We start from the raw sequence: 12,981 nt of genomic DNA, 5'->3' as shown, positions 1-12,981 counted from the left end.
ATCGATAAATTCCTCACAGGAGGCTTACTTGGCGCCGGACTGAAGGGACTCAAGGGACTGAAAAGTGACTACGGTCCAGCAAGGTGCGGCGTTCGTGTCATCCGCTGCGCTAGGCTCCGCAATACTGAAACTTCGGTCCCTTCAGTCCCTGTGCCAAGACCAGAGGCTTCACACCAGCATCGAGACACACCGCAGGCAACCTGTCGAGGAAGCAGAACGTGCCAGCCCACTCCTACAACCAGACTCAAGCCACCCCTACTGTGTCCGAGCGGCATCCGGGAGTAGCACGCTGGTTCGCGGCCCAGGGCTATCCCGTACACCCGCTGCTGCCTGGCGTGAAGACACCCCCGGCGAACTGCCCCTCCTGCCGCCCTCCGGCGCAGCAACACGAGCCGCAGACATGCCCCTGCCTCACACAGGGCCTCTGGTGCCACGGCTTCCACGCCGCCACAACGGACCAAGCAGTGATCGAGAAGTGGTGGCGCCAGGCGCCCGAGTTCGGCGTCGCAGTCTCCTGCGGACCCGCAGGGCTCCTCGTCATCGACATCGACGCCCACTCACCCGTCCTGCCTGATCGGCAACGTTTGCTTCCCGGGATTCGCATAGACGAGCGTGTCGATTTGTCAGGCCTCGTTTCCGGGTTCGACACCCTTGCGCTTCTCGCGGCCTGCCGCTCACAGCCGAATCCGGCAGACGACACCGCGACACTTCGCGTACGGACGCCGTCGGGTGGACTGCATGTCTGGTACCGAGTGCCACGCGGTGGCCCTCGCTACCGTTCCTCCAGCGGTTCCAGCCCCCGCGTTGCGCTCGCCTGGCAGGTAGACATCCGGGCCACGGGCGGATACGTCGTCACACCCGGAACCCGAACCAGCTCAGGGACCTACCAGGCACTGCCCGGAGCCCGCACTCCCGCCATCCTGCCTCTCTGGCTGAGCGCCGAACTCATCCGGACAGGTCACACCGGCAACCCCGAGACAGCTCCAGTCGCTGCCCCCGCTCCCGCGCCGATTCATGCCCGCAAAAGGCGTGCCGACGATGCGGACGCCCTCCGGATCCTCAGGCCCCTCCTCGAGGAAGTCCGCGCCTGTGCGACCACACCCTCCGGGACGGCATTCACCGAAAAGCTCAACCGAGCCGCTTTCACCGCAGGAGGCCTGGCCGCGGCCGGCTACCTCACGCAGGCCGATTGCGCCGGCCTGCTGACCGAAGCCGCAGATGCCGCACGCCCCCGACAGAGCCGCAGAAACCAGCTCGTCATCGACTCCGCACTCCGCGCCGGCAGCAACCGCCCGATCCACCCCAAGGGACGTTCATGAGCAGCGCAGGCAGCACCGGATTCGACGCGCATGCCGCAGCCGAGCAGCTCGCCGCCTTCAACGCCGAAGCCACCCTCTCGGCCACCCCGCAGCTACCCGCTCAACAGGGAGTGACCGCCGACGGATTTCGTCCCGGAGACTTCGTCCAGTCCGGGCTGTTGGGAAACCTCACCGATCGCGGCAACGCAAAGCTCTTCGCCCACCTGCACAACCACCGCTTCCGCCACGTCGAGGGACTGGGCTGGTACGTCTGGGACGAATACCGTTGGAAGCGCACCGGCGGCGAGAAGGCCGCCATTTGGGCCGCTGGGGACATGGCCGAAGACATGCCCGTTCACGACCCGCGCGGCGTCTTCACCGACCGGGAACTCAACCAGCACCGCAAGCGGGCGATGTCCACGTCCGGCGTCAAGGCCATGCTCGCCCAGGCGAAGGCCTCACCCGGACTCGCCCTGGACCCCGACACCCTTGACGGCGACAAGTACGCCCTGTGCACCCCCGCCGGCGTCGTGGACCTTCGCACCGGTGATCTCCGCAAGCCCGATCCCCGGCGCGATCTGCACTCCCGCGCCACCTACGTGGCCCCCGAAGCCATGCCCACGCCCCGCTTTGAACGCTTCCTCACCGAGACGTTCGGCGACGACGACAAGGGCAGGGAAATGATCAACTTCCTGCACCTGCTCCTGGGCTACTCCATCACCGGTGATGTCGGCGGCCAAGTCTTGCCCTTCCTCTACGGCATCGGCGCCAACGGCAAATCCGCTCTCATGGACGTAGTCATCAAGATCCTCGGGGACTACGCCGACGTCGCCCCGCCCGGCTTCCTCATGGAACGCGGAAAGTTCAACGAACACAGCACCGAGCTCACCGAACTGCATGGCCGCCGACTGTTCGTCTGCAGCGAGCTCAAGCCCCACGACAAATTCGACGAAGCCCGCGTCAAGCTCCTCACCGGCGGCGACCGACTCAAAGCACGCCGGATGCGCCAGGACTTCTTCAGCTTCGAACCGACCCACAAACTGTGGCTCCTCGGCAATCACCGGCCCGAGGTCGGCACCGGCGGCCATGCCTTCTGGCGCCGCATCCGCCTCATCCCCTTCGACCGGGTCGTCCCCGACAACCGCAAGATCGACAACCTCGCCGAAGAACTCGTCGCCGACGAAGGCCCCGGAATCCTCCAATGGATGGTCCACGGGGCCATGGCCTACCTCGCGACCAAGCCCTCCCTGGGCGGACCTACCGTCGTCCGCACCGCCACCCAGGCCTACGCCACCACCGAAGACCACATCGGCCGCTTCCTCGCCGAATGCTGCACCACGACCACCGACCTCGACGAACCTTGCGATCTCCGCGTCGAGCAAGGCGCCCTCTACCGCGCCTACAGCACCTGGTGCCAAGAAGGTGAAGGACTGCGCCCGGCCACCACCCGCGCGTTCGCCACCCGCATCCGTGCCGAGGCCGGTATCTCCTCGCCCAGCGAAATGCTCCGATCCAACGGCCAGAAGTTCTATCCCGGCCTCGCCCTCCTCACCGAGGAAAGCCCACCGAGCGCGACGAACGGCGCAGCCCGCGCGTGAACCGACTCCGGCGTACTGTCCGCAGCAATCCCAGCCCTCTACGATGGACGGAAGAAACCATGACCCAAGTCCGGCACCCCATAGCCGGTATACGGCTACCTGCCGCGCACAGGGCCGCCTGCCCTACCGGGCAGGAACGCAAGACCGAGGAGGGACGAAAGCCATGAGCTCGCTACTCGAACCGAGCGATCTCGCCCATGAGAACAATGTGGTGTGGCTGGAGGATCCCGACGAACTCGACTACGTACGCCAGGCCCTCGACAAGACACCCCGCCGACGGGGCAAGCCCCGCTACTACCGGGACGGTCGCATGATCGGCTTCACCGAACTCGGCGACACGGCGGAGGCCGACCCCGACAGCGGACTGCAAAAGCGTCGCGTCTTTTACCTCCTCCCGCACGACCGGGACGCCGAGCCCAACGGCCTCTACAAGGAAGGCGCCCCGGGCGAGGCCGTGGACCCACGCACGATCGAGCCCCGCAAAGTCGGCCTCAAAACCCCACGCTCCCAGCGAGGACTCGCAGCCAGCGAAACAGTTGCCTGATTCAGTCCCTTCAGCCCCTGTCGCTCTTATATGTGCTCTGAGCTGGGCCTTTTCCAGGGACCGAAGGCAGAGTCGGATCCGGCCACACCGGCCGGCCACTTGATGCCGTTCCTGTTGCCACAGCGAGGATCGCCGCCAGGCGCTGTGAAGGGGCAGACTCGCAACAGCATTCGACGCAGGGAGCCGAGATGAGTGCACAGTCGATCCACCACCCATGGCGGCGTACGCGGTCACCTGTCCCAGTGCGAACACATCGGTCCCACGGTGGGAGGGCTGGGTCCATCATGAACCCGGACGAGCGAGTCGCCCGGATCACTCGTGGACGGTGTGGTGACCAGGACGCTCGATGCGGCTGCTGAAGGCGATCGACGAGGCCGCCGACGACGAGCGGGCGGGAGAGCAGTAGCGAGACGTGCCGCGGACCCAGGAACGCTCTGGTCGGATTCCGACCAGGCCGCTGAACTGGAGAGCGCCGATCCCCACCCGCCGCGCCTCTCGGACCACGTGAGCCCCGTTAGGCCGCAGGCGGCCGCCCAGACGGTCACCCGGTCCCCGGCCGGGACAACAACGGAGGACCCCATGCCACGGACCTGGGGAGCGGTGGAGTGATGGCGGCACGTCGACGGCGCCGGCGCTTGAAGAAGCAGACCCGCAAACGGTTGCAGGTCTGGGGTGCGGTGGCGGCGGTGATCCGTGGTGTGGATCGCCGGGAACTGGTCGATGGTCTGGCCCGTCCTGGTGGCTGTACTCGCCGCGGCCATGCTGGGCGGGGCAGGCTGGGCGCTGCTGCGGGCGCACCGCCGGGCGGTCGGCCAGGACCGCGCGTGGCGGGCGCAGGAGGAGGCCCGGGCGCGCGAGTTGTCCATGACCGAGGTCGACGCCTGGACTTCGAGAAGTACGTCGCGGAGCTGTGCCGGAGGGACGGCTGCAGAAAGGTCGTCGTCAGCGGCAAGAGCGGCGACCTGGGCGCGGACGTCGTCGGCTACCTGGCCGACGGCCGCAAGCTGGTCATCCAGTGCAAGAAGTACGCGGCGCACCGGAGCGTGCCCTCGCAGGTCATACAGAAGTTCGTCGGCACCGCCCGCCTCGAGCACGGCGCGGACGTCGCCTTGTTCGTCACCACCGGCCACGCCTTCACGCGGGACGCGCTGGGCCTGGCGCTGCGCCAGGACATCGTGGCCCTGCACCGCGATCTGCTGGGCTCCTGGGTCAAGGGCGCTCACCTGGAGACGCTGATCCCGTTGAACGGCAGTGGTGGCGGCACCAAGCGGCGTCCCTCTGCCTGACCGGCCGAAGGGGATGACGGACGGCAGGGCCCGGCGGGAGACCGCCGGGCCCTCCCTCTTGTCGTACGCGCGGGGCGACGACCTGGGCCAAAAGGGCGTTGGACCGTTGGGCGAGGCCTTCCAGGACTGGTGGGCGAGGGAAAGCTCGGCGTCGGCTCGGTTCGGGTCGGCGAAGGACAGTGCGAGGGCGAGGCGGACCTGCATCATCGCGCGCTCACCGGCGGCGCCGTGCTCTTCGGCTTCGGCACGGCCGGCCTCAAAGGCGGCGACGCCCTGGCCGATGTTGTGCCACCACCGTGTCTTTGGCGACATTAACTGGTCCCACGCACGACCCGGACAATTCCTATGCGGTATCGAGAGAAAAGGGACACATCGCAATGTCAGGCAACAACAGGACGTCTTTAACCCCGACCCGTCAGGCCCTCACACTGGCGGCGCCGTTCGCCGTGGGAGCCATCGGCACAACCGTCGCGTTTCTCCTGTTCAGGAGTTCCTTCGCCGGACAGGTCGCCACCCACTTCACTCTCGAAGGCAACGCCAACGGCTTCAGCTCCCCCGGCGCCGCACTTGGCCAGTACCTGCTGGTCTTCCTCATCGAAACCATTGGCATTGGCGCGGCTCTCGTGTCCGCCAAGACCGCGGTCATCACCGTCCGAGCGCTGGGCGTCTTCGCCTGGGGCCTAGCGTCCGCTACCGCCTGCCTGTTCGTGCTCGCCATGTGGGTCAGCACCGCTACGGAAGGCCAGGACATGCGACTTTCCATTCAACAGGTCGTCATAGCCGCGGGGGTGGGGCTCGCCGTCGCAGTGGCCGGCTGGCTCATCTCTCGGGAACGGGCATGAACCGGCAAGGGACACCGGGAACGGTCATGGTCTGGCGCCGCTCCCTCGTCAGCGGGTGGATGGTCGCGACCGACCTGGTCTCCGCCGCCGCTCTCCTGCCGGCGGCCGCAGTGGACCCCGCGCAACGGACCTGGGCTTCATACTCCTGGTCTTCCCCACAGCCTTTCTCATCACCGCCGCCGTCCGGGTCACCGTTTCCGACGCAACTCCATGATCACGAAGCCTGTGCCTGCCTCATCTGCCGCCCCAACCTGCTGGCGCCTCCCTCCGTCACTGCACGTCGCGCACCGCGAGTAGTTCGATCACTGCCCCAGACGACTCCAGCAGTGGTGCAGCGGTAGAACGCCTGGGATCGGCTCGGTAGCCGGCGAAGTCCTCGCTGCTGGGAAAGGTCACCAGGTGGGCCTCGACCCGATCGTCCAGAGTGCGCAGTCGACGCTGAAGACACCCTCCGTGCTCGGCAAGGAGGGGCAGAACGGCGCTTTCATAAGCGTCGAAGGCGCCCGAGCCCCCTGCAGGTAGCCGCGCGAGCATCAAGTAGGTGACGGCCATGACCCCTCACAACGATCCGAAACAATGATCGTCTGAGCCTAGCCGGGGCGTACGCCCCCAACACCGCCCGGACAACCCCCTATCTGCGCGACCTTTAAAAGCTGTGCGTCGTGGTCTCGCGCGTGCACGCGACGCTATGCGGGTAGAGCCCTCTACGGTTCGCGCCATGACGCCAGCGATCTTGATGTTTGGCCCGGCGCACGGGCGGGTTCTCACTACCGATTCAACGGACGGGAGGTACTTCGGGAGGCCGGGTGGAGCTACCAGCTGACCGGCGACGTGGACGAGCGGGGAGGTGTATTGCGCGGGCGTACATGGACTGACCAGGACGGCGGGGGCTGTCCCTGGAGACGGCCCCCGCTGTTGGTCAGTGCCTGGCGCGCAGGTGCGCCTGCCGTGCGATGACCAGGCCGCGCCAGCTGCTTCGGGCCTGTTGGCCGGTCGTCGTCGGGTACAGGCGTCCTGTGCTCGGCGGCGATCTGGGCGGCTTCGGGTCCTTCTTGTCGTCCCACTCGCTCGTGGGCAGCGCGCCGCGCCCCAGGCCGGGATGCACAGCTGTCACCAACCGACAGCTGCAGTGGGAGTTGGTCGCGGCCGCACTGGTTCTGTCGTCGAGGCGGCCCGCCGTGCCCTGTCGATCAGCATGCCCAGAATCCTTTCCGACCTGCCAGGCCCGGTGAGGGCGTCCTGCGTGGTGAGGCCGACACGGCGTCCTTGGCCATCCGGTGGCGTCGGGGCATGCTGACCGCATGGACGCCGACGCTCACCTGCCCGTACCCCCGCGCCCCCCTGCCGTGGTCGTGGCCCATGGGGACATGGACCTCGACACCAGCGCCCCGATCACCGACTCCCTCCTGGCCGCGGCCCACGCCCACCCCGTGGTCATCCTGGACACCAGCGGCATCACCTTCGCCGACTCCTCTTTCCTCAACCTTCTCCTGCAGGTCCACGCCCTGACCGAGCTCCGTATCGCGGCACCCCGGCACCAGCTCCAACGGCTCCGGGAGATGACCGGCGCCGACACCGTCCGCCACCTCCACCCCACCGTGCAGGCCGCGACCAGCGCCGCACACCTGCCGGACCGCGAGGCCGGCTGACGGGCGAGGACTCCGCCCCGCGCGCCAGCCTCCAGAGGACGTCACCCGTTCGGGCGCCGACGGGTGCCGCGCGCGCGGACGGGACGGAGGCTGGGCGCATGGCCGCCAAGTTGATCGTCTACCCGGCGGACGCACAGGGCTGGCGCCGGGTCCGCTCCGACGGCACCGCCATCGGAGTCGCCCACCGCCCGTCCGACATCCGCGTCTTCCTCGCCGAGGCCGGACTTGAGAACGCCGAGGACGTGGACCTCACCGACCCGGCCTTCGTGGAGTGGCGGGGCGCCGGCCCCGAGGAGTGGGAACCGTCCGTGTGAGGAACAGGGCCGGGCCTTGCTAGACGCCGGACAGCCATCCGGCTCCGGAATCTGAGAGGTCGCGTGCGCGCTGCGCCCGCTCCTCGATCAGCCGGCGAAAGCCCGCCAGCGCGTACCGCTCGCCGGTGGCCGAGCCGCGCCCGCGGATGCCGGCGACGTCGGCCATGAACTGTTGGGGCTGCGGCTGCCAGCCGAGGACCAGGACGCGCAAGCCCAGGCTTTCCGCCCGCCCGGTGCAGGGCCAGGAGATGGAGTAGGCCGCCGGCGTCCACGAGCCGGACTCGGTCGCAGTCCGGAGCGATGCCGTACGGCATGAAGCTGTCCAGGTCGATCGGGGAACCTGCGATGAGCAGCGAGTTGATGGGCGCCCGGCGCCGGTAAGGCGAGAGCCCTGGCGTACGACCCTGTTGCGTAGGCAGCCACGGCCACCGCCATTGTCGCGGCGGCCGGCCCCGCGACCCAGCGGGGCTCGTCCTCAGGGGCGGGGCGTTTACGGGTAGGTCACGACGGACAGTGAGAAGCGCGGCGAGGGGCCTGCGCGTGAGCCGCGTCCATGGTGACGGTCACCAGGGCAGGCTGGTGCACCCGCACCCGGGAGGCTGTGCGTGCCGAGCAAACCTCCAATCTTGCTCAAGTCAGATACTTCAAGGCGACATCTGCGGGAACGTCATCGTTGTGATTTCGACTGAGATTGCCGTGATTGTCGGGCCCGCCGCCGTCCTTGTGGCCGCGACCATTGGCGCTCTAATCAACAAGGCCGCAACGGGGCGGGCTGCACGCCGGGCGGCTGCCGTTGCCTGGAGCGGATCGCATGTGAAGGATCAACACAAGGCGGTGACAGACTTCCTCAGCGACCCATTGAGCGCCGACACGAACGGGGCCACGCTGAACCTGAGGTTCCTGGCTCCCACGCCGGAGATCCGGGATACGGCCCTGAGAATCCAGGCCCTGGACAAAGTCCTTGCTGCTCCGGAGCCGGAGGGAGCGGCCCCCGGAGCACTTGAGTTCGGAATTCTGCACATGCTGGCTGAGGTGGAGCAGTGGCACGAAGAGGATGGCAATCCGTTTCGGGACTTGCGCGATCAGATCGTACGGTTCTACATCGCGCAGAGGCGGGCCTTGGAGAGGGGTGAGCCAGGTCCGGACGAAAGCGCACTCCTTGGCGCGCTGACGACAGACGGGATGGAGGAGGCGTCAGCTAAAGCCCTCCTGTCGTATGGGGGCGCACGCGATGCGTTGGAGGCAGAACGGGTACGGGCACGCGCCGCTCACCAGTCGGCTGCGGCTGAACGAGAGCAACTTCACGCGCGCCTGGCAGGGCTGATGGCGGCTTGGGTAGCGACCCCGCCTGGCTGAGGCGGCCGGGAAGCAGCAGTAGCGGTCCCGTCTTCGCGCCGGCAGAACATCAACGTCGTTGGACCGTCGAACACCTCCCCCCGCCTTCGCCGGCTGCTGCTCACTCCTGACCTGCAAAGAGCCCTGCCTTGTGCCTGTCCCGCCGCGCAGCGGCCAGGTCAGGATCGGGCGGCGATCGACGCCCGGATCCGCGTGCTAGGGCGTGTCTGACAAATGATCACCTGGTCGATTCACGAAGCCAGAGAATCAGCGAGACCAGGATGACTCCGGCGCGGTAGCGAGTGGCGAGCTTGTCGAACCTGGTGGCGATCGCACGGAACTGCTTGAGACGGGAGAAGCATCGCTCGACCACGTTGCGGTCGCGGTAGACCTCTTTATCGAAGACGGGTGGGCGGCCGCCGAGGTTGCCGCGTCGACGGCGGTTGGCGATCTGGTCGCGGCGTTCGGGAATCGTGGCAGTGATGCCCCGACGCCGCAGCAGGTGGCGGATCGCCCGGCTGGAATAGGCCTTGTCGCCCAGCACCCGCGTCGGCGTCGTGCGCGGGCGGCCCGTGACGATGCGGGGGATGCAGATCTCGTCAAGGACCTGGGTGAACGCGGTGGCGTCGTTGACATTGCCGGGCGTGAGCACGATCGACAATGGCAGGCCCCGGCCGTCGACGGCGAGGTGGACCTTGGTGGTCAGCCCGCCTCGGGAGCGACCAAGGGCCTGGCGTGCCTGTGAGCGGCCCGGATCTTCCAGATTGTCCCGGCCTGCTGCCCCCTTTTGCGTGCGCCGGCGGCATGCTGATGGGCCCGGTTGATCGTGGAATCGACGGCGACTGTCCATTCCACCCGGCCCATCGCGTCGTCGCGGACCTGGACGTGCTCCAACAGTCTTGCCCAGGTGCCGTCCGCCTCCCAGCGGGCGAACCGCTCGTAAACGGTCTGCCACGGCCCGTACCGCTGGGGCAGGTCGCGCCAAGGAGCCCCAGTCCGCAGCCGCCACAACACACCATTGACCACCTGCCGGTGATCACGCCATGGACGGCCACGTCCGTCCGCCTGCGGCAGCAGGGGCTCTATCCGCTCCCACGCCGCGTCTGTCACCTCGCCTCGAGCTGCCACAAGATTGATTATCGGACCGGCTATAAGGTCCTCCCTGTGGCGAATCATCAGGACGAGACCAGGGCGGCCTACGACGAAGTCGTTGAGCTGTACGCATCACTGTTCGCAGACCGGCTGGAGACGCAGCCGTTCGCCCGGGCCATGATCAGCACTTTCGCCGAACTGGTGCGCGCGACGGGCAACCTGCGGGCAGCGGACGTTGGATGCGGGCCCGGACATCTGACGGCCATGCTGCACGAATTGGGCCTGGACGCCTTCGGACTCGACCTGTCCCACGGCATGGTCGACCACGCTCGACGGGCCAACCCGGCGCTGCGCTTCCAGGAGGCGCGGATGGAGTCCTTGCCGATCGAGGACGGCGTGCTCGGCGGCGTACTGGCCCACTACTCAATGATCCACACCCCACCGGGCGAACTGCCAGAGCTGCTCGCCGAGCAGGTCCGCGTCCTGGCGCCGGGTGGCGTGCTTCTGGTCTCCTTCTTCGGGACCGACGGACCGGAGCCGGTCCAGTTCGACCACAAGGTCGCACCTGCCTACAGCTGGCCGGCGGACCACCTCGCCGAACTGCTGGCCGATGCCGGGCTCGTTCCTTTCGCTCGGCTGCTCCACGACCCGGCCTCCGAACGGGGCTTTCTCGACGCACACTTGCTGGCCCGCCGCCCATAGGTTCTGCCCGGCAAAAGGTGCGAGCTGGTCGGCGTGCCTCCGGACCGCCTACTCAACGGGCGCTCGCTGATTCGACAAGAATTGTCAGACAGGTCCTAGCTGCCGCGAGCGCAGCCCGAGCGCTGTACCTGGCCCGGGGGCCGGGATCCGGACCCTTCGTCCTACCGTGGTAGTCATCTTCCATGAGCCAGTTCCGCGACTTCAACCTCAAGCTGCTCGTCATCGAGGAGCTCATGTACGGCCCCGAGCCGCTCCTCCCGGTCTACGACCTGCCCGCGCGGCTGGCCGAGCAGGGGATTGGCGACCCCGCGTCGCACGTCCTGGGGAATGGCCTCCATACGGAGGTGCTGCCGGAGTCCCGGGCCCATTTCGAGGCCCTGGAGATACCGGCCGAGCTGCTCGCTGGCATCGAGGAGCTGTGCTTCGACGCAGGGGCGGAAGTCTTCAGGCACTGCGCCCCCGCCTGGGACGGCGAGGACGACCTGTTCGACGTCAGGTCGCTCGACGATCTCGACCTGCTGCCCAACCTGCGGGAGGTCACTTTCGTGGACGACGGCGTCCTGGCGGTGCCGGACGCGGCGGAGGCCTTCGCCTCCCGAGGCATCGACACGGACTGATCCCGATCACTTGAGCAGCGCCGGTGTTCTGCCCGCGACATACCGGGTCGTTCTCGCGGGCCGGGGGATCGGGACCGTGGCGGACGAGGGCGGGGTCATCCCCTTCCCGGGCCGCTTTTACGCCTGGTTGGCGGCGTTCGGGCAGCGTGGGTTCCACGCGACCGCAGGCCGATGCGGTCGCTGCGTTCCGCCGGCGGACGCCGCCGCTACCCCGTTACCAGCTGCGCATCGCCGCCCGCGCCATCGGTCCACCACGTCGCCTGCTGAGGTTGCCAACAGTCTTTTGACCTCGACTCCACCGCTCCTAGCCACGTCCCGTCGCGGCGGGGTGGGTCGGGGCGCGTTGGCGGCCAACAAGGAGCTGACATTGCCGTGTACATGACCGTAGGCAGTTGTGGGATCGCGCCTCTCGGCCCGTGTTGACTTCTTCATCTAGTGCAGATTCACTAGATGGCACCAATGTCTGCACTATTTGGCGGCGAAGCGAGCTGAGGCCGGGTTCTGCCCCAGGACAGTACTCAGGGGCTTTGTTACGTAGTGCGTACTGCGTGAGCACGGGAGGTAGGGGAGGCTGTGGCTGTTCATGCGTTCACTTCGCATGCCGTGGTCGAGTCGGGCGCCGCGCGGGTGACTCTCGTCGGTGAACTCGACTGGGATACCGCCCCCTACCTCCGGAACGCGGTTGTGCTCTGTCTTGCGGAGGAGCCGACGAGCGTGCGTGTCGATCTGACCGATGTCTCCTTCTGCGATTGTGCCGGTCTCGGTGCCCTGCTCGCGGCCCGAGTGTCCGCCTTGCGGGCGGGGGCGGATTTCGTTGTGCAAGGAATCGGCTCGCAGGTGGCATTGCTGCTCTCCCTGACCGGAACGGGCGACATCCTCACCGAGGGGAACACTCACCCCGGTACGAAGTTGAATCTGGATCACTGCGCTTCGGGCGCCGTCGCAACGCGCCGGGACGTGCAACCCGCAGAAATCACGGAGTCACTGCTCCGGAACCTTCTGGCATGATCGTGCGGTCCGCCACCTGCAAGGATGCACCGATGCCTTCACCCTCCCCGCACAGCCGACCTGTCAGGATCCTGTTGGTCGAGGACCACGACATGGTGGCCGAAGCGATATGCCTTGCGCTGGAGCGCTCGCCTGATCTGCAGATCGTGGGACGCGCCGCGTCGGTGGCATCGGCCCTTGCCGACGCGTCCTGCTGTGAACCGGATGTCGTCCTCATGGACCGGCGGCTGCCGGATGGGGACGGGGTCGCCGCCATCGCCGACCTGCTGGCACTCGTCCCAAACGTGCGTGTCCTGGTCCTGGCGGGCGAGGGCGGCGGGTCGGTGGCAGCGCGCGTTGCGGAGACCGGCGGATCCGGGCTGATTTTGAAGGCTCGCGGTCTGAACGAGCTGGAGGACGCCGTTCGTCGGGTGGCGGCGGGTGAGGTGGTGTTCAGCCAAGACCTGCTCGGCGATGTGCTGGAAAGGCTGTCGGGCAGGGTGCGGGGGCTCGGTGCGAACCTGACTCCGCGGGAGCGGGAGGCCCTCGATCTGCTGCAGGAAGGGCGGACCACCGCGGAGATCAGCGTTCAGTTGGGGGTCGCTCTCAACACGGGGCGCAACCACGTCCAGCGGGTACTGGAAAAGTTGGGAGCGCGTTCCCAGTTGGAAGCCGTGGCGATCGCGCGACGTGAAGGGCTTCTCAAGTGACGCGGGA

16 protein-coding genes and 1 pseudogene are annotated in these 12,981 nt (G+C 67.6%); 13 read left to right on the top strand and 4 right to left on the bottom strand.

From position 1 onward, the window contains the following. The first annotated feature begins 260 nt into the window (after positions 1–260). From AB0D46_RS30945 to AB0D46_RS30920, 6 genes are all read left to right on the top strand, one after another. The gene (locus AB0D46_RS30945; protein WP_362882426.1) at positions 261–1,319 is read left to right on the top strand and encodes a bifunctional DNA primase/polymerase; all 1,059 of its coding nucleotides are present in this window, start codon (positions 261–263) and stop codon (positions 1,317–1,319) included. Further along, positions 1,316–2,896 (top strand): phage/plasmid primase, P4 family, encoded by a 1,581-nt coding sequence (locus tag AB0D46_RS30940; RefSeq protein WP_362882383.1) that lies wholly within the window; start codon positions 1,316–1,318, stop codon positions 2,894–2,896. The genes AB0D46_RS30945 and AB0D46_RS30940 overlap by 4 nt, the downstream gene beginning before the upstream one ends. 163 nt (positions 2,897–3,059) lie before the next feature. Continuing rightward, positions 3,060–3,440, top strand: coding sequence for a DUF6009 family protein (locus AB0D46_RS30935; protein ID WP_362882381.1), 381 nt, complete (start codon positions 3,060–3,062; stop codon positions 3,438–3,440). An 824-nt stretch (positions 3,441–4,264) separates the two neighbouring features. Beyond that, complete coding sequence (locus tag AB0D46_RS30930) at positions 4,265–4,726, top strand: restriction endonuclease (protein ID WP_362882379.1); 462 nt, start codon at positions 4,265–4,267, stop codon at positions 4,724–4,726. Between the two features lie 129 nt (positions 4,727–4,855). Further along, entirely contained in the window at positions 4,856–5,041 is a 186-nt protein-coding gene (locus AB0D46_RS30925; protein ID WP_362882377.1) for a hypothetical protein, read from the top strand. Positions 5,042–5,103: 62 nt separating this feature from the next. Continuing rightward, a complete protein-coding gene (locus AB0D46_RS30920; protein WP_362882375.1) occupies positions 5,104–5,568 on the top strand; it encodes a hypothetical protein in 465 nt (154 codons plus the stop codon). A gap of 270 nt (positions 5,569–5,838) precedes the next feature. On the opposite strand, the gene AB0D46_RS30915 is transcribed toward AB0D46_RS30920, so the two are convergent. Together AB0D46_RS30915 and AB0D46_RS30910 are read right to left on the bottom strand one after the other, a co-directional pair. Further along, positions 5,839–6,120: a hypothetical protein gene (locus AB0D46_RS30915; protein WP_362882373.1), complete on the bottom strand. Its 282-nt coding sequence runs from the start codon at positions 6,118–6,120 to the stop codon at positions 5,839–5,841. Between the two features lie 367 nt (positions 6,121–6,487). After that, positions 6,488–6,682 (bottom strand): hypothetical protein, encoded by a 195-nt coding sequence (locus AB0D46_RS30910; RefSeq protein WP_362882371.1) that lies wholly within the window; start codon positions 6,680–6,682, stop codon positions 6,488–6,490. A 187-nt stretch (positions 6,683–6,869) separates the two neighbouring features. On the opposite strand from AB0D46_RS30910, the gene AB0D46_RS30905 reads away from it, so the two are divergent. Together AB0D46_RS30905 and AB0D46_RS30900 are read left to right on the top strand one after the other, a co-directional pair. Then, positions 6,870–7,217: an STAS domain-containing protein gene (locus AB0D46_RS30905; RefSeq protein WP_362882369.1), complete on the top strand. Its 348-nt coding sequence runs from the start codon at positions 6,870–6,872 to the stop codon at positions 7,215–7,217. A 98-nt stretch (positions 7,218–7,315) separates the two neighbouring features. Continuing rightward, entirely contained in the window at positions 7,316–7,531 is a 216-nt protein-coding gene (locus tag AB0D46_RS30900; protein WP_362882367.1) for a hypothetical protein, read from the top strand. Positions 7,532–7,550: 19 nt separating this feature from the next. On the opposite strand, the gene AB0D46_RS30895 is transcribed toward AB0D46_RS30900, so the two are convergent. Next, entirely contained in the window at positions 7,551–7,742 is a 192-nt protein-coding gene (locus AB0D46_RS30895) for a hypothetical protein (protein ID WP_362882365.1), read from the bottom strand. 464 nt (positions 7,743–8,206) lie between these two features. On the opposite strand from AB0D46_RS30895, the gene AB0D46_RS30890 reads away from it, so the two are divergent. Next, positions 8,207–8,887 (top strand): hypothetical protein, encoded by a 681-nt coding sequence (locus AB0D46_RS30890; protein WP_362882363.1) that lies wholly within the window; start codon positions 8,207–8,209, stop codon positions 8,885–8,887. Between the two features lie 195 nt (positions 8,888–9,082). On the opposite strand, the pseudogene AB0D46_RS30885 reads toward AB0D46_RS30890, so the two are convergent. Continuing rightward, positions 9,083–10,042: pseudogene (locus AB0D46_RS30885) on the bottom strand (IS5 family transposase). On the opposite strand from AB0D46_RS30885, the gene AB0D46_RS30880 reads away from it, so the two are divergent. From AB0D46_RS30880 to AB0D46_RS30865, 4 genes are all read left to right on the top strand, one after another. Further along, on the top strand, positions 10,031–10,660 hold the full coding sequence (locus AB0D46_RS30880) for a class I SAM-dependent methyltransferase (RefSeq protein ID WP_362882361.1): 630 nt from the start codon (positions 10,031–10,033) through the stop codon (positions 10,658–10,660). The pseudogene AB0D46_RS30885 and the gene AB0D46_RS30880 overlap by 12 nt on opposite strands. Positions 10,661–10,842: 182 nt before the next feature. Continuing rightward, entirely contained in the window at positions 10,843–11,277 is a 435-nt protein-coding gene (locus AB0D46_RS30875; protein WP_362882360.1) for a hypothetical protein, read from the top strand. Positions 11,278–11,850: 573 nt separating this feature from the next. After that, positions 11,851–12,285, top strand: coding sequence for an STAS domain-containing protein (locus AB0D46_RS30870; protein WP_362882358.1), 435 nt, complete (start codon positions 11,851–11,853; stop codon positions 12,283–12,285). Continuing rightward, positions 12,282–12,974 carry a response regulator transcription factor gene (locus AB0D46_RS30865; RefSeq protein WP_362882357.1) on the top strand — a complete coding sequence of 231 codons (693 nt, stop codon included), beginning with the start codon at positions 12,282–12,284 and terminating at the stop codon, positions 12,972–12,974. The genes AB0D46_RS30870 and AB0D46_RS30865 overlap by 4 nt, the downstream gene beginning before the upstream one ends. Positions 12,975–12,981 lie beyond the last annotated feature (7 nt).

This window comes from Streptomyces sp. NPDC048383 (assembly GCF_040651775.1).
Classification (GTDB): domain Bacteria; phylum Actinomycetota; class Actinomycetes; order Streptomycetales; family Streptomycetaceae; genus Streptomyces.
Note: the sequence above shows the minus strand (reverse complement) of the source record. Positions and strands in the feature narration are given on the sequence as shown.